The sequence below is a fragment of the Microlunatus aurantiacus genome (assembly GCF_039536605.1).
Classification (GTDB): Bacteria; Actinomycetota; Actinomycetes; order Propionibacteriales; family Propionibacteriaceae; genus Microlunatus; species Microlunatus aurantiacus.
In genome coordinates, this window is record NZ_BAAAYX010000002.1 from 151511 (window position 1) to 167491 (window position 15981).

Genomic DNA, 15981 nt, shown 5'->3' on the forward strand with positions numbered 1-15981 from the left:
GCAGTGCGGCACGCCCTTACGCGTGCCCGTGGCAGCCGGATGGCGCCGCGGAGCCAGAAACGGCAGATCGGCGGGCACTTGGACGATCGGATGCCGCCGGGGAGTCAGAAACGGCAGTCCGGCACGCCCCGGGAGCGGCCGGATGCCGCCGGCGAGTCAGAAACGGCAGTCCGGCACGCCCCGGGAGCGGCCGGATGCCGCCGGGAAGTCAGAAACGGCAGTCCGGCACGCCCCGGGAGCGCCGGAAGCCGCCGCGGAGTCAGAAACCCGCAGTCCGGCACGCCCTTGGACGGCCGGATGCCGGTCCCAGGACTCGAGGTCTGCTCGGGTTGGTCGGTTCTGCTCGATCTCTAGACCGAGCAGAGCCGACGAACCCGAGCAATCGCTGTGGAAGAAACGCGCGGAGGGACCGCGTGGAGGGACCGGGTGGCGGACCGGCGTGGGGGTTACGCGTGCGTCGGAGGGAGCGGGGCGGTGGAGTCCCGGACCACCAGGTGCGTGGCGAGCTCCAGGTGCCGGGTGCCGACCACGTCGCCGGAGACCAGCTGCAGCAGGGAGCGGACGGCCAACCGACCCATCTCGATCAGGGGTTGGGCCACCGTGGTCAGGGGCGGAGCGGACCGGCTGGCCAGGAAGCTGTCGTCGAAGCCGATCACACTCAGGTCCTCGGGGACGCGGATGGTGCGCTGCCGGGCCTCCTCGAGGATGGCCAGCGCGACCTCGTCGCACGCGGCGAAGATCGCCGTCGGGCGGTCGTCCCGGTCGAGCAGCTGAGCGGCGACGGCACGCCCGGCGTCGTAGGTGAACAGCGAGTGGGTGACCAGGCTGTCGTCGATCGGCAGGCCGGCCTGACGCAGGGCGGAGTGGTAGCCGGCCACGCGAGCCTGGCTGCACTCGACCGCGGCGGGCCCGCCCGCATGCGCGATCCGCCGGTGTCCCAGCGCCAGCAGGTGCTCGGTCGCGGTGACCCCGCCGGCGAAGTTCGTCGCCCCGATGGTCACGCAGGGGGTGGAGCCGACCCGGACGGGGTCGATCACCACCACCGGGAAGCCGGCCTCGGACAGGACCCTGATCGGCGGGTCGCTGGCGTCGACGGTCACGAAGATCGCTCCGAGCCGGCCCGACCGCCGCAGCTCGTCGGGATCGATGTGGACGCGGTTGTCGCGGGCCCGGGGCCCGATGACGATCTCGTAACCCTCCGCCTCGGCCGCCCCGGCCAGGCCGTCGAGCACGGCGGACTCGTACGCGTTCTGCCACTCCGGGAAGGAGACCTCGATCAGCCGCTCGGTGGGGCCGCCGGTGAGGCGTGGCGCGCGCCGGGTCGACTGGTAGCCCGACTCGCGGAGTGCGTCCTGGATCCGCCGCCGGGTCGCGTCGGCGACGTCGGCGTGGTCGTTGAGCACCTTCGAGACGGTGGCGACCGAGACGCCCGCGGCGACCGCGACCTCTGCCAGGGTCGTCCGGTTCCTCTTCACCAGTCCCTCCGTCTCTCGAAAAGTTTCGAGATGAGCCTAGCGGTCCAGGTGCCGTCGCGGCCACCGTGTCGGCCAGCCACACGCACGATCGTTCGGTGTTGGGGGTTGACCGTCGACGACCCCGGCGATAGGTTTCCAAAAAACTTTCGGACCGCTCCGAAAGGTTTCGACACCCCGCCGTTCTGATGGAGGACCGATGACGCTTCCTCGTACCAACCGCCGCACCTTCCTCGGCCTGGCCGCCGCTGCCGTGGGCGCGGTCAGCCTGGCCGGCTGCGGCACCTCAGGCCCCGCCCAACCGGGCGGTGGCTCCTCCGACGGTGCGTCCGCCGGTGGTGGTGGGGGAGCGACCATGTGGGCGCTCAGCGGTGAACCCAACGAGACCATCCGCAAGGACTCCGTCACGGCCTTCAACGGCATGGGCAAGGGTTCCGTCGAGGCCACCTTCTTCCAGAACGACCCGTACAAGACCAAGATCAGGACCGCGGTCGGCGCGAACCAGGCGCCCACGCTGATCTTCGGTTGGGGCGGCGGGGTGCTGAAGTCGTACGTGGACGCCGGTCAGGTCGAGGACCTCACCAGCTGGCTGGGCGAGAACGCCGACTTCAAGGAGAAGCTGCTGCCGTCGACCTGGGGCGCCGCCACCTTCGACGACAAGATCTACGCGGTGCCGATCCAGACCACGCAGCCGATCGTCATGTACTACAACAAGGCGTTGTTCGACAAGGCCGGAGCCCAGCTGCCGAAGACCTGGGACGACGTGATGAAGCTGGTCGACGTGTTCAAGGGGCAGGGCGTCGCCGCGTTCTCCCTGGCCGGGCAGTCGAAGTGGACGTCGATGATGTGGCTGGAGTACCTCCTCGACCGGATCGGCGGGCCCGAGGTGTTCACCAAGATCTTCGCCAACGAGGCCGATGCCTGGTCCGACCCGGCCGTGATCGAGACCTGTACCAAGATCCAGGACCTGGTCAACGCCGGCGGGTTCGTCAAGGGCTTCTCCTCCATCGCGGCCGACAACAACGCCGACCAGGCGCTCCTCTACACCGGCAAGGCGGCGATGCTGCTCCAGGGCGCCTGGGTCTACGGGGGCATCAAGTCCGACCAGCCCGAGTTCGTCTCGAGCTCGCTGGAGTTCGGGAACTTCCCGGCCGTGTCCGGCGGCAAGGGAGATCCGAAGAACATCGTCGGGAACCCGACCAACTACTTCTCCATCTCGGCCAAGGCCACCGACGAGCAGAAGACCGTCGCCAAGGCCTACTTCACCGACGGGTTGTGGACCGACGCGGTGGTCGACGCCTTCGTGACCAGCGGCGGGGTGCCGGTGGTGGCGGCGGCGGAGACCAAGCTCGCCGCCTCCGGGGACGCCGCGTTCCTGCAGATGACCTTCGACATGGTGAAGAACGCTCCGAGCTTCCAGCAGTCGTGGGACCAGGCGCTCAGCCCGGCCCAGGCGGAGGCCCTGCTGAACAACATCGACCAGCTGTTCCTGACCAAGATCACCCCGGACCAGTTCGCCTCGGCGATGAACGCCACCATCGGCAAGTGAGGTGGTAGCTGTCGCGCCTGCGCGGGCGGCGACGGCGGTGTCCCCGACCCCGCCGTCGTCCAGCCGCGCATCGACCGGGTTCCACCTCCTGGTGCTGCCCGCCCTGGTCATGTTCCTGGCCTTCGCGTTCATCCCGATGATCGGGGTGCTGGTGCTCTCCTTCACCTCCTGGGACGGGATCAGCGCCATCAGCTTCACCGGACTGACCAGCTGGCTCGGGGTGCTGTCCGACCCCGGTCTCTACCACTCGCTCGTCCTGACCTTCGCGGTGATGATCTGCAGCTGGCTGGTGCAGACGCCGATCAGCCTGCTGTTGGGGACCTTCGTAGCGGGGCGCCAGCGATACCGCGCCGTCCTGGCCGTGCTGTACTTCCTGCCGCTGCTGATGTCCTCGGCGGCGGTGGCCATCGCCTTCAAGTCGCTGCTCGACCCGTACTTCGGGATCGGGGCCGGGCTTCACCTGGAGATCCTCTCCCAGGACTGGCTCGGCGACCCGCGGCTCGCGTTCGGGGTCGTGATCTTCGTCATCGCCTGGCAGTTCGTGCCCTTCCACACGCTCATCTACCAGGGCGGCGTCCGGCAGATCCCCGGGCAGCTCTACGAGGCGGCGCAGATCGACGGGGCCGGCCGGATCCGCCAGTTCTTCTCGATCACCGTGCCCCAGCTGAAGTACACGATCATCACCTCCTCGACGCTGATGCTGGTGGGCTCGTTGACCTACTTCGACCTGATCTTCGTGCTGACCCAGGGTGGGCCCGGCAACGCGACCCGCATCCTCGCCCTGGACATGTACATCCGGGGGTTCCAGGCCAACCAGATGGGCGCGGCCAGCGTGATCGGCGTCTTCCTGGTGGCGTTGGGTCTGGTCCTCACGCTCGGCATCCAGCGGCTCGGCGGCCGGGACCGCGCGGCGAGCCAGATGGAGGGCATGTGATGACCGCCGCCACCGTGCCCGCTCCGACGGCATCCGCGAGCAGGGCCAGCCGGACCACCCGGGTCAAGGGTCACCGCAACTACCTGGGTGGGCTGCTGGCGTGGGTCTGGCTCGCGATCATCATCCTGCCGATCTACTTCATCGTGGTGACCAGCTTCAAGAACCAGGGCGACTACTTCACCAGCAACCCGCTGGCCCCTCCGCTTCCGCCGAACGTCACCCCGTACGTCCAGGTGGTCGAGAAGGGCATCGGCCGCTACTTCCTCAACTCGGTGATCGTCTCGGTCGGAGCCGTCGTGCCGGTGGTGCTGATCAGCTTCCTGGCCTCGTACGGGATCGTGCGCGGCGACAGCCGCTTCCTCCGGTTCACTCGCGGGCTCTTCCTGCTGGGGCTGGCCATCCCCCTGCAGGCCACGATCATCCCGATCTACCTGATCATCATCCGACTCCGCATGTACGACAGCCTGGCCGCGCTGATCCTGCCGTCCATCGCCTTCGGCATCCCGCTCACCGTGCTGATCCTGTCCAGCTTCCTGCGCGACGTCCCGCGGGAGCTGTTCGAGTCGATGAAGCTGGACGGGTGCTCCGACTGGCAGATGGCCTGGCGGCTGGCCTTCCCCCTCACCCGGCCGGCCATCGTCACCGTGGCCATCTACAACGGCTTGAACGTCTGGAACGGGTTCCTGCTCCCGCTGATCTTGACCCAGAGCCCGGACAAGCGGGTGATGCCGCTGGCCCTGTGGGCCTTCCAGGGTGAGTACCAGACCAACATCCCTGCCGTGCTGGCCGCCGTGGTGCTGTCCACGGTGCCGATCCTCGTGCTGTACGTCGTCGGCCGCCGCCAGCTGCTCAGCGGGCTCACCGCCGGCTTCGGCAAGTAGCTCTGCCTGTGGTCGCTCTCCGCGTTCTGCGGCCGTGCGCTCCGTTGTTGCTCGCTCGTTCGTCGCAGTCCTGGACGACGGAGGAGCGTGTCGTCCGCCATCACTCCTGCACACCCGAGAGGCTCCGCCGATGACCGAACACCTACTCGACGCCGTCTGGCAGGATCCGGCCCGACCGGTCGAGGAACGGGTCGAGGCCCTGCTGGCCGAGATGACCCTGGCCGAGAGGGTGGCCCAGCTGGGCAGCGTCTGGCTCGGCTTCGACGGCGCCACCGGCGATGTCGCCCCGATGCAGAACGTGTTCAGCCGGGCCACCTCGTTCGCCGAGGCGACGGCTGACGGACTCGGCCAGCTGACCCGCGTCTTCGGCACCGTCCCGGTCACCGCGGCCGAGGGGGTGGCGCGGGTGCACGAGCTCCAGCGCGCGCTGATGTCCTCGACCCGGCTGGGTGTCCCGGCGGTCGTGCACGAGGAGTGCCTGACCGGTTTCACCGCCTACCAGGCGACGGTCTACCCGGGCTCACTGGCTTGGGCGGCCACCTTCGACCCCGGGCTGGTGCAGGAGATGGCGTCGGCCATCGGCCGGGACATGGCCGCGGTCGGGGTCCACCAGGGTCTGTCCCCGGTGCTCGACGTGGTCCGTGATCATCGCTGGGGACGGGTCGAGGAGACGATGGGAGAGGACCCCTATCTCGTCTCCCAGGTCGGGTCGGCGTACGTGCGGGGGCTGGAGGAGAACGGCATCATCGCCACCCTCAAGCACTTCGCCGGCTACGCCGCCTCCAAGGCCGCGCGCAACCACGCCCCGGTCAGCGTGGGTCCGCGCGAGCTCGCGGACGTGATCCTGCCACCGTTCGAGCACGCGGTCCGCTACGCCGGGGTCCGCAGCGTGATGAACTCCTACACCGACGTCGACGGCATCCCGGTGGCCTCCGACCGCTCGCTGCTCACCGGCGTGCTGCGCGACCAGTGGGGTTTCACCGGCACCGTGGTCTCCGACTACGGGGCCGTGGCCTTCCTCCAGGTGATGCACCGGATCGCGGAGTCGGAGGGCGAGGCGGCTGCGTACGCGTTGACCGCCGGGCTGGACGTGGAGCTGCCGAGCACGCTCTGCTACGGGCGTCCGCTGCTGGACGAGCTGGCCGCCGGACGCGTCGACCCGGCGCTGGTCGACCGTTCCGTCCGCCGGGTGCTCACCCAGAAGGTGGAGCTCGGTCTGCTCGACCCGGACTGGACCCCGGAGTCGACCGCAGCCGCGGTCGAGCTGGACTCCGCCGGCAACCGGGACATCGCGCGCCGGCTGGCCGAGGAGAGCGTGGTGCTGCTGGACAACCGCGACCAGGTGCTGCCGCTGCCCGCCGATCGCCCGCTCCGGATCGCCGTGATCGGTCCCTGCGCCGACGACCCGCAGGCCTTCTTCGGCTGCTACTCCTTCCCCAACCACGTGATCCCGCAGCACCCGGAGCTGACCGGTCAGATCGGGATCGAGGCGGTCTCGCTGCTGACCGCCCTGCGGACCGAGCTGCCGACAGCCGCGATCACGTACCTGCCCGGGTGCGAGGTCACCGGCGGTGACGACAGCGGCATCGGGGCCGCCGTCGAGATGGCCGGGGCGGCCGACCTGGTCCTGCTGGCCGTGGGCGACCGCGCCGGCATGTTCGGCGGCGGGACCTCCGGGGAGGGCTGTGACGCCGAGGACCTGGCCCTGCCCGGACGTCAGCCGCAGCTGGTCGAGGCGGTTCTCACCGCCGGGACGCCGGCGGTGATGATCATGGTCTCCGGACGTCCGTACGCCCTCGGTCCCTACCGCGACCGGCTGGCCGCGGCGGTGCAGGCGTTCTTCCCGGGGGAGGAGGGCGGCGGGGCGATCGCCGGCGTCCTGTCCGGCCGGGTCAACCCGACCGGCAAGCTCCCGGTCGGCGTCCCGCGGCACGTGGGCGGGTCGCCGTACACGTACCTCGCCCCATCCCTGGGGCAGAACAGCCAGGGGGTCAGCAACCTCGACCCCAGCCCGGCGTACCCCTTCGGGCACGGACTCTCCTACACGACCTTCGCGTACGCCGACCTCGCCGCCGACCACGACGAGATCGCCGTCGACGGCACGGTCGAGCTGCGGGTGACGGTGACCAACACGGGTCGCCGCGACGGCGTCGAGGTCGTCCAGCTCTATGCGGCCGATCCGGTGGCCAGCGTGACCCGGCCGGTGACCCAGCTCGTCGGCTTCGCCCGGGTCCCGCTGGCCGTCGGCGAGTCCTCGACGGTCACCTTCGCCGTGCACACCGACCGGCTCTCCTTCACCGGTCGCGACCTGACCCGGATCGTGGAACCGGGGGAGATCACCTTCCGGATCGGCACCGCCGGTGACACCGTCGCCGGACCGGTCTCGATCCGCCTCGCCGGGCAGACCCGGACGCTCACCGGCGCGCGGGTGATGGACACCCCGGTCCGTCTCGGCTGACGCACTCGTCGCCGCCACCGGCCGGGGCCGCGGACCGACGTATCTGGGTCGACCCGGCTCGTTCCTCTGGTTGTCGGGACCGCGGCGTGCGGTGCCGGGAGCGAGGGGGAGATGATCATGGCCTTCAGCGTGTGCGAGGCCCGACCGGCCGAGCTGGCCCGGGCGGTGCTCTGTCTGGACGAGCTGTCCAAGGACGTCAAGGGTGAGTTGATCATCGTCGACGCCGATCGGGACGTGTGCGACAAGCTGGACTGCGTCACGCTGACCAGCGAGCACGTGATCCGGGCGGAGATCCGGTCGCACGCCTGCGACTCCGAGATCGGCCGGCTCTTCGACGGACGCTTCTCCGTCAAGGACCTGACCACCGTCTTCGCGCACGGCACCGGGCTGGCTCGCGGTCTGCACGCGGGCACCTTCGTGTGGCGGACGTCGGCCGGTGTCGTCCAGGGCCGACTCTCCGGCATGACCAACGAGGGGACCCACCGCGAGCCTGCCTTCAAGGGCTGTCAGGAGTGCGGTGAGCGCGGGGTGATGGAGGGCAAGCTGTGTGGTCGCCTGGTCCGCGCCACCGATCCCCGGCTGGCCGGAGCACAGCTGACGGCGGCCTACCGGTTCGCGTTCGAGGCCACCGAGAAGGGCGGCGAGGGTGGGCTGGTCGGCACCATCGAGGGGCTGGTGGTGCGCACCTGCCAACCGGTCGCCGAGTGCGTCAGCTTCGGCACGGTGGGCACCGACACCAACCCCCGGGTCGTCGGCCCGGTGACCATCGAGACCCGCGACCCCAGCGGCGTGAACCCGCCGCAGACCGAGGTGGTGACCTGGGCGGGACAGACCGGGCTGCACCTGTGGCACACCTCGACGCTCACCTTCGCCCAGCCGTTCAGCCAGGTCGAGCTGACGATGGTGCACTTCTCCACAGCTCCCAAGGTCACCGCGTACGACGCCGGCGGCACACCGGTCGCCACCGCGACCATGGCCGTCCCGCAGCAGACACCGGAGACCCTGGTGCTGACCGGAGCGGGCATCGTGACGGTGGTGGTGGACGCCCCCAGCGACGAGGTGCTGCTGACCCGGCTCTGCTGGGCCTGAGCCCGGGGCGCCAGATCTGCTCGGGTTCGTCGGTTCTGCTCGATCTAGAGACCGAGCAGAGCCGACAAACCCGAGCAGAGAGGCGGGAGGCCCGGTCCGACCGGTCGGGGACGAGGACCCCGACCGGCCGACCGCTGGCCGACAGGGCGACCGCCGACCGGTGGACGATCGGACCCACCGGCGGTTCCCTGCGGTTAGGGTCGAGCTCCCGCCGTCGTCTGGAAGGTCCTCCGTGAGCTACCGCACCCTCGCCCCCGGTCAGCGCTCGCAGGTCTGGGTCGGTGGCCCCGAGCTGGCCGAGCCCGAGCTGCTGCTGGACACCGACGAGCTGCTGATCGAGGCGCCGAACTGGTGCCTGGACGGCTCCGCCCTGGTGCTCAACGGCAACGGGGTGCTGTGGCGGCTGGACGTCGCCTCGGGATCGGAGCTGGTCCGGATCGACCACGAGGGCCTGCCGCCGATCAACAACGACCACGTCCTCGACCCGGACGGCCGTCACATCTACCTGTCCGCCAACGACGGCCACATCTACCGGGCCGCGCTGACGGGTGGGCCGGTGGACCGGGTCACCGCCGACGAGGGGGTCTGGCACTTCCTGCACGGGGTGTCGCCGGACGGGCGCCGCCTCGCGTACGTCCGGCTGGCCGACTTCGCCGCTCCTGGACGGCTGGCGATCATGGCGCCGGGCGGACCGACCACGCTGGTGGACACCGGTGACGGGCACATCGACGGGCCGGAGTGGTCACCTGACGCGGCCTGGATCCACCTGAACACCGAGGCGTTCACCGACGCCCCCGGGCACGCGCAGCTGGCCCGGGTCGCCGATGACGGCCTGGGCACCGACGGCGCCGGCACGGCGGACGCCGAGGTCGAACGCCTCGTCACCAGCGACACCGTCGACTGGTTCCCGCACCTGTCCCCGGACGGGGGGCTCGCGTCCTACATCACCTTCCCGCCCGGCACGCTCGGCCATCCGGCCGATCTGGACGTGGAGGTCCGGGTGGTCGCCACCTCGGACTGGTCGACGCCGCTGCAGGCGTACCCGCTGTTCGGTGGGCAGGGGACGATCAACGTGAACAGCTGGGCGCCGGACAGCAGCCGGTTCGCCTTCGTGGCCTACCCGATCGGCTGACGTCGCCGCCGACGCCCGCCCTCGGGTCATACGGTCACGGCATGCTCAGGCGGTGACGGCGAAGACGATCATCAGCGCGGTCAGCACGGCGAGCGCGGCCATACCCAGGACGGCCGACGCCGGGTCGGCCCGCAGCGTCCCGCGGGCCACGTACCGACGCCGGGTGATCTCCCAGAACACCGCGATGAACGCGAAGGCGACGCCGGCGCAGAGCCAGCGGATCACACGTGGCTGATCGGGCACGACCGTCGCCGTCTTCACCAGACTCAGCGCGGCCAGGAGGCCGAAGACGCTTGTGATCGCCACGAACGCTGCCCGCATGCTGCATGATCACACGGCTCGGGGGCGGCTACGTCCGGTCGGAGAAGTCGTCGTAGATCTCGCTGACCCGCGCCAGGAAGCTGAGGATCGCGGCCCGTTCGTCCTCGCTGAACTCCTGAGCCGCAGCGTCGACGGCGTCCAGCAGCGGCCGCAGGTGGTCGTTCACCTCGTTCAGGGTGCTGGCGGTGGGGATCAGGTTCACCCGGCGCCGGTCGGTGCGGTCGCGTTCGCGGGTCAGGTGACCGACCCTCTCCAGCCGGTCCACGAGCTCGGTGGCGGCGGCTGGGGTCAGCCCCAGTCGGCCGCTGAGCCAGCCCGGTCCGACCGGCTGCCGGGCGGAAGCGAGGTGGGTCATCGCCGCCATGTCGGTCTGTCCCAGATGCATCCGCCGGGCCATCGCCGTCTCGGCGTCGGTCATCGCCGTCTGCAGGACCCGGAGAGCCATCGTCTCCGGCTCCACCGCCCACCGAGCCCGGGGTTCGCTTGTCTCGTCGTCCACATGGCCTATAGTAGAACCAGGTAGTTAAGTAACCGAAACATATAGGAAGTTGAGTTTCATGGCGGAACGAAGGAGCGAGGACGTCTGGGCTCCGGTGCGCGGTCAACGCGCCGTGATGCTGACGACCTCCCGACGCGACGGCCGCACCGTGTCGACCCCGGTGGGTTACGGGACGGATGGCTCGGTCCTCTACGTCATGACCGATCCCGGGGCCGGCAAGGTCAAGCGGCTGCGGCACACACCGACCGTGACTCTGGCGGCCAGCACGCTGCGGGGCGAGGTCAAGGGACCTCCCGTGACCGCCGTCGCGACCCGGGTGGCCGGCGCCGAGGCCGAGCACGGACGTCGCCGGATCACCGCGACCAACCGGCTGGCCTGGTTCTTCCTCCTGCGTCGGGCTCGCCGCGCGGGGCGGGACTGGGCGGTCTACGCCGTCCGGCGCAGCGACGACAGCACCACCGCCGAGCACGACCACATCGACACCATTGACGACACCACCGACGCCGTCGACACCGCACAGCCCCTCACCACTGCACGTCCACACACCCAGGAGACCTCGTGACCACCGCGACCCAGCAACGAACCGGCACCCAGCCCCTGATCCTGGCGATGCTGTTCTTCGCCTTCGGCCAGTTCGTCTCGCCCGTGTTCAGCGCGCTGCTCGGTGGCTCGTTCACCAGCGCGAACCGCGCCGGGGAGCCGCCCCTCACCCCCGCCGGCTACACCTTCTCCATCTGGGGGTTGATCGAGGTGGTCAGCGTAGGGCTCGCGATCTTCCTCGCCCTCCGCCGCAAGCGCAGCGACGCCGACCTGATCGACCGGTTGGCCAAGCCGCTGCTCGTCGTGTTCATCGGCTTCTCCGCCTGGATCCTGGCCGCTGAGCTCGAGCCGGTCTGGTCCACCCTGGTGATCATCGTCATCATGCTGGCCGCCCTGGTGCGGGCGATGAGGATCGCGCTGGCCGAACGGTCCCGGATCGCCGCGTGGCCGCCGCTCGGTCGGGGACTCCTGTGGTGGACCCTCGGTCTCTACACCGGCTGGCTGAGCGTGGCCACCTGGCTCAACCTGACCACCGCCTTCGCCGGGTCCGGGGCGCCGATCACCGGCACCATCGGCATCGCGGCCCAGGTCGCGACGCTCGCGGGGGCACTCGGCACCGTGCTGATCATCCTGGCCTGGACGGGTGGGCTGCTCTCGTACGCGGCCGCCGTGTGCTGGGGACTGGTCGGCGCGATCGTGGGCACCTCGGACGCCGGCGAGCCCGTCCTGACCGTGGCGGTCGTGATCGGTCTCGTCGCCGTCGTCGTCGCCACGGCGATCACCCGTCGCCGCAGCCGGTCGACGTTGGCCGAGCGCCTGGCCTGATCCAGCCGCACCCCTTGCTCGCCGCTGCACCCGCGGCACGGCGGTGCACCGGCAGTATCCGGTGCACCGGCGGCGTGGGGGTGCAGCGGTGCGCAACGGGTGCAGCAATGTGCGCTGCGGGTGCAGCAATGGCGGCTGCGGCTGCGGCTGTGCGGCTGCGTCGAGGCGCGCGGCAAAGGCCCGCCGACGTCAGCGGTGGGTGTCGGAGCCTTCCGAGGGCTTCGGCTTGTGCGCCCGGATCGACCCGGCATGTGCCTTGGCGCTCGGGTCGTTCCGGGTCTTGATCAGGCTGGCGACGGTGGTGACCGCGAGCACGACGAGGATCACACCGAGACTGACCAGGGTGGGGATCTCCGGCACCGCCGGGTTGATGTCCACGTGCAGCCAGTGCAGGATCAGCTTCACGCCGATGAACGCGAGGATCAGCGACAGACCGGTCGACAGGTAGACCAGGCGGTCCAGCAGGCCCTGGACCAGGAAGAACAGCGCCCGCAGCCCCAGCAGCGCGAAGGCGTTCGCGGTGAAGACGATGAACGGTTCCTCGGTCACCCCGAACACGGCCGGGATCGAGTCGAGCGCGAACAGCAGGTCGATGCTGCCGATGGCGATCAGCACCAGGAACAGGGGCGTCACCATCCGGCGGCCGTCGATCCTGGTCGTCAGCTTGCCCTCGACGTAGTCGTCGGTGACCGGGAGCAGCCGGCGGGCCCCCTTGACCACGACGTTGTCCTCGATGTCGGGGTCCTGATCGCGGTGCCGGAAGAGCTGGATCGCGGTGAAGATCAGCAGCAGGCCGAAGAGCAGGAAGACCACCGAGAACAGCGACAGCAACGTCGCACCGAGCGCGATGAAGATGGCCCGCATGATCAGGGCCAGCACGATGCCGAAGGTCAGCACCTTGTGCTGGTGCTTCTCCGGCACGGCGAACGTGGTCATGATGATCACGAAGACGAACAGGTTGTCGACCGAGAGGCTCTTCTCCACCAGGTAGCCGGCGAAGTACTGCGTGCCGAGCTCACCCCCGAAGGTGTAGGTGAACCAGACGCCGAACCCGATGGCGACGGCGATGTAGAACACCGACCAGGCGGTCGCTTCCTTGAACCCCACCCGGTGTGGCTTGACGGCGGCCACGATCAGGTCGATGGCCAACAGGGCGATGATGATGGCGATGGTCACGCCCCAGACGAGTGGGGTGATGGTCATCAGGGGAACCTTCCGAGGTGGCGGGCGGGTCCCCGATCTTACTGAGGCGTTCAATCGGGCCCGGCCACGTCGCCCACGTGATCACCTGGTGACGATGCCTCGGTCGTCCGGCGGCAACCAGGGCGGGGCGGCCCCCACCTCTGCGGTCGTCCAGCCTCGGGAGTGGGAGAGGGCCAGAGCCGTGCGTACGACGTCGGCCACCGGCTCGGTCGGCTGCTCGTCCCGCCACGCGATCGACCAGGGATAGACCGGCTGGTGCTCGAGCGGCCGGTACACGGGGAGGCCCACCTCGGCGTACCGGTCGGTGTAGCTGGCGAAGTCGAGCAGGAGTGCCGGCTCCGGCAACCGCATCACGGCGGCCAGGCAGTTGTTGAAGGTGCCCGGGTTGCCGAGCCAACGCAGCGCGATCCCCGTGTCACGCTCGAAGGCGCTCAGATAGTCGCCGTGCGCGTTGTACATCCCGGAGCCCTGTGCGTCGGCGAACACCCTGACCGGGCGCTCACGCAACGAGGCCACCGCTCCGCGGTCATCGGTGGGTCGCCCGACCAGCCGCATCGGCTCGAGCCGGAGCAACCGGCGGTGCCAACCGGCGGGGTGGCCGGCGAGCATCTGCCTGGTCACCCGGAGGATGGCCACATCGAGGCGCCGCCCGAGCAGGGCGTCGAGCTGGCGGGCGCTGTCCATCGAGCGCTCGACCACCTGGATGTCGGGGTGGTCGGCGGCGTAGGCGTCGGCGACCTCCCGGCTGGTGGTCAGCTCGAAGATGTGGGCGAGGCGCACCACGTCACGGTCCTGCGGCTGGCTCATCCGCTCGGCCACGGCCAGCAGCCGGCGCCCGTCCTCCAGGAACTGCTGACCTCGGGCGGTGAGGGTGACGTGCCGGCTGTCCCGGACCAGCAGCGCCTCACCGACGACGGCTTCCAGCTTCCTGATCTGGCGGGAGAGCGCCGGCTGGCTGATGTACAGCCGGGTCGCAGCCCGACCGAAGTGCAGCTCCTCGGCGACGGCGACGAAGTACCTGACCAGTCGCAGATCGAGATCCATCGAGCCTCCCCGGGTTGCACGCTAGTACGGCCGACGCACCGGGCGAGCCGTTTGGTTATCGATGTCCACCAGGAAGGTCTTGGACACCCGCTCGCCGCAGGTGTTGGCTCGAGCCGGGAGAAGGAGGACCGACTGTGGACCTGGACCTGAACGGCAGGATCGCTGTGGTGACGGGCGCCAGCAAGGGCATCGGTCTCGCCGTGACCCGGGCGCTGGTGGCCGAGGGGGTCACCGTCGTCGCGGGTGCCCGCTCGCTCGGGCCGGACCTGCCCGCCCTGGTCGACGGTCACGGCGCTGACGGTCAAGCGGTCGACGGTCACGGCGCTGACGGGCAGGCGTACGGCGTCCGCAGGGGCACGCACGGTCGCGTGGTGTTCGTCCCCGTCGACCTCGCCGGACCGGAGGGGCCGATCGCCCTGGTGGAGGCGGCGGCCCGGCTGGGAGGTGTCGACATCCTGGTGAACAACGCGGGGGCGGTCACCCCCCGTCCGGACGGCTTCCGCAGCGTCACCGACGACGCCTGGGCCGCCTCCACCGCTCTCACCTTGATGGCCGCGGTCCGCACCACCCGGGCCGCGCTCCCCGAGATGACCCGGCGCGGGGGTGGCAGCATCATCACGATCTCGTCCGTCAACGCCTACCTGCCCGATCCCCTCGTCATCGACTACTCAGCCGCCAAGGCCGCACTGACGAACTTCTGCAAGTCCTTGTCGAAGGAGGTCGGGCGCGCCGGCATCCGGGTGAACACCATCAGCCCGGGTCCCGTCGAGACCGGTCTCTGGCTGGGTGACGCAGGGGTCGCCCGGACCGTCGCCGAGGCGGTCGGATCCGACCCGGCCGAGGTCGCCGCGCAGGCCGCCGCCGGTGCGGTCACCGGGCGCTTCACCCGCCCGGAGGAGATCGCCGACCTCGTCCTCGTCCTGGCCAGTGGTCGCACCGGGAACGTCACCGGCTCCGACTTCGCGATCGACGGGGGACTGGTCCAGACGCTGTAGCCCTGGGTTCCCGCCGCCGCCCACCCGCACGCAGCAGGTGCGCGCAAAACGACACCCAGCGCCCCAGCGGCGCTCACCTCCAGCACGCCCCACCCGCACCCGCGCCACCTCCGTGGCCACCGAACCCGAGGAGTCACCCGTGCCACCACCTGTCGAGAGCCGGCCGTACCCGGTGCTGTTCATCCACGGTCTGTGGATCCACGCCAGCGCGTGGGAGTCGTGGCAGGAGCTGTTCGCCACCCACGGCTACGTCACGTCGGCCCCGGGCTGGCCCGGCGACGCCGACACCGTCCAGCAGACCCGTGACGATCCGAGCCCGTTGGACGGGGTCGGCATCGAGGCGATCTGCCGCCACTACGCGGACCTGATCGACGCCATGCCGGTCAGACCGATCGTCGTCGGGCACTCCTTCGGCGGTCTGATCGCCCAGGAGCTCCTCGCCCGCGGCTACGCCACCGCGGCCGTGGCCATCGACCCGGCACCCATCAAGGGCGTCAAGGTGCTGCCGTTCTCCCAGCTCCGGTCCGGGCTGCCGGTCCTCGGCAACCCGGCGAACAAGAAGCGGACCGTGTCGCTGACCTCGAAGCAGTTCCACTACAGCTTCGGCAACACCTTGACCGAGGAGGAGTCCGACGCGCTCTTCGCGCGCTGGACGATCCCGGGTCCCGGCCGGCCGCTGTTCGAGGACGCCACCGCCAACTTCGTCAGGGACTCACCGGCCGCCGTGGACTCCCACCACGCCGCCCGCGGGCCGCTGCTGCTGATCACGGGCACCGAGGACCACACGGTGCCCCGCTCGGTGACCGAGGCGGTGTTCGCGCTGTACGCCGACAACCCGTCGATCACCGAGTACCGCGAGCTCGAGGGTCGCGGGCACTCGCTCACCATCGACCACGGCTGGCGCGACGTCGCCCAGCTGACCCTGGAGTGGCTGGCGGAGCAGGTGAGCGATCCGGCCGAGGAGACCAGCGACTGACCCGTCAGCGGGGCACCCGAGCGTCCCCGGGGGCCCGGCCACGGCATGATCGTCCTCGATTCG

15 protein-coding genes are annotated in these 15981 nt (G+C 70.2%); 10 read left to right on the forward strand and 5 right to left on the reverse strand.

Features of this window, described 5'->3' with window-relative positions; genetic code table 11:
• Positions 1-446: 446 nt before the first annotated feature.
• On the reverse strand, positions 447-1475 hold the full coding sequence (locus ABD714_RS00815; protein WP_344810366.1) for a LacI family DNA-binding transcriptional regulator: 1029 nt from the start codon (positions 1473-1475) through the stop codon (positions 447-449).
• Between the two features lie 196 nt (positions 1476-1671).
• Here ABD714_RS00815 and ABD714_RS00820 point away from each other — a divergent pair, with 196 nt between their 5' ends.
• The 6 genes from ABD714_RS00820 (at position 1672) to ABD714_RS00845 (ending at position 9515) form a co-directional block, all read left to right on the forward strand.
• On the forward strand, positions 1672-3021 hold the full coding sequence (locus tag ABD714_RS00820; RefSeq protein ID WP_344810367.1) for an extracellular solute-binding protein: 1350 nt from the start codon (positions 1672-1674) through the stop codon (positions 3019-3021).
• A gap of 37 nt (positions 3022-3058) precedes the next feature.
• Entirely contained in the window at positions 3059-3955 is an 897-nt protein-coding gene (locus ABD714_RS00825) for a carbohydrate ABC transporter permease (protein ID WP_344810368.1), read from the forward strand.
• A complete protein-coding gene (locus ABD714_RS00830; protein WP_344810369.1) occupies positions 3955-4836 on the forward strand; it encodes a carbohydrate ABC transporter permease in 882 nt (293 codons plus the stop codon). The genes ABD714_RS00825 and ABD714_RS00830 overlap by 1 nt, the downstream gene beginning before the upstream one ends.
• A 130-nt stretch (positions 4837-4966) precedes the next feature.
• Positions 4967-7294 (forward strand): beta-xylosidase/alpha-l-arabinosidase, encoded by a 2328-nt coding sequence (locus ABD714_RS00835; protein ID WP_344810370.1) that lies wholly within the window; start codon positions 4967-4969, stop codon positions 7292-7294.
• A gap of 117 nt (positions 7295-7411) precedes the next feature.
• Positions 7412-8383 carry a hypothetical protein gene (locus ABD714_RS00840; RefSeq protein WP_344810371.1) on the forward strand — a complete coding sequence of 324 codons (972 nt, stop codon included), beginning with the start codon at positions 7412-7414 and terminating at the stop codon, positions 8381-8383.
• Between the two features lie 232 nt (positions 8384-8615).
• Positions 8616-9515 (forward strand): TolB family protein, encoded by a 900-nt coding sequence (locus ABD714_RS00845; RefSeq protein WP_344810372.1) that lies wholly within the window; start codon positions 8616-8618, stop codon positions 9513-9515.
• Positions 9516-9560: 45 nt separating this feature from the next.
• Here ABD714_RS00845 and ABD714_RS00850 read toward each other — a convergent pair whose 3' ends face one another.
• Positions 9561-9821: a hypothetical protein gene (locus ABD714_RS00850; protein ID WP_344810373.1), complete on the reverse strand. Its 261-nt coding sequence runs from the start codon at positions 9819-9821 to the stop codon at positions 9561-9563.
• 43 nt (positions 9822-9864) lie between these two features.
• Positions 9865-10335: a MarR family transcriptional regulator gene (locus ABD714_RS00855; protein WP_344810374.1), complete on the reverse strand. Its 471-nt coding sequence runs from the start codon at positions 10333-10335 to the stop codon at positions 9865-9867.
• 58 nt (positions 10336-10393) lie between these two features.
• Here ABD714_RS00855 and ABD714_RS00860 point away from each other — a divergent pair, with 58 nt between their 5' ends.
• Together ABD714_RS00860 and ABD714_RS00865 are read left to right on the forward strand one after the other, a co-directional pair.
• On the forward strand, positions 10394-10897 hold the full coding sequence (locus tag ABD714_RS00860) for a PPOX class F420-dependent oxidoreductase (RefSeq protein WP_344810375.1): 504 nt from the start codon (positions 10394-10396) through the stop codon (positions 10895-10897).
• The gene (locus tag ABD714_RS00865; RefSeq protein ID WP_344810376.1) at positions 10894-11700 is read left to right on the forward strand and encodes a hypothetical protein; all 807 of its coding nucleotides are present in this window, start codon (positions 10894-10896) and stop codon (positions 11698-11700) included. Before ABD714_RS00860 ends, ABD714_RS00865 begins: the two co-directional genes overlap by 4 nt.
• Positions 11701-11889: 189 nt before the next feature.
• Here the strand turns inward: ABD714_RS00865 and ABD714_RS00870 are convergent, their stop codons facing one another.
• Complete coding sequence (locus ABD714_RS00870) at positions 11890-12903, reverse strand: TerC family protein (RefSeq protein WP_344810377.1); 1014 nt, start codon at positions 12901-12903, stop codon at positions 11890-11892.
• 81 nt (positions 12904-12984) lie between these two features.
• Positions 12985-13947: a LysR family transcriptional regulator gene (locus ABD714_RS00875; RefSeq protein ID WP_344810378.1), complete on the reverse strand. Its 963-nt coding sequence runs from the start codon at positions 13945-13947 to the stop codon at positions 12985-12987.
• A 134-nt stretch (positions 13948-14081) separates the two neighbouring features.
• Here ABD714_RS00875 and ABD714_RS00880 point away from each other — a divergent pair, with 134 nt between their 5' ends.
• Positions 14082-14942 carry an SDR family NAD(P)-dependent oxidoreductase gene (locus tag ABD714_RS00880; protein ID WP_344810379.1) on the forward strand — a complete coding sequence of 287 codons (861 nt, stop codon included), beginning with the start codon at positions 14082-14084 and terminating at the stop codon, positions 14940-14942.
• A gap of 139 nt (positions 14943-15081) precedes the next feature.
• Complete coding sequence (locus tag ABD714_RS00885) at positions 15082-15918, forward strand: alpha/beta hydrolase (RefSeq protein ID WP_344810380.1); 837 nt, start codon at positions 15082-15084, stop codon at positions 15916-15918.
• Positions 15919-15981 lie beyond the last annotated feature (63 nt).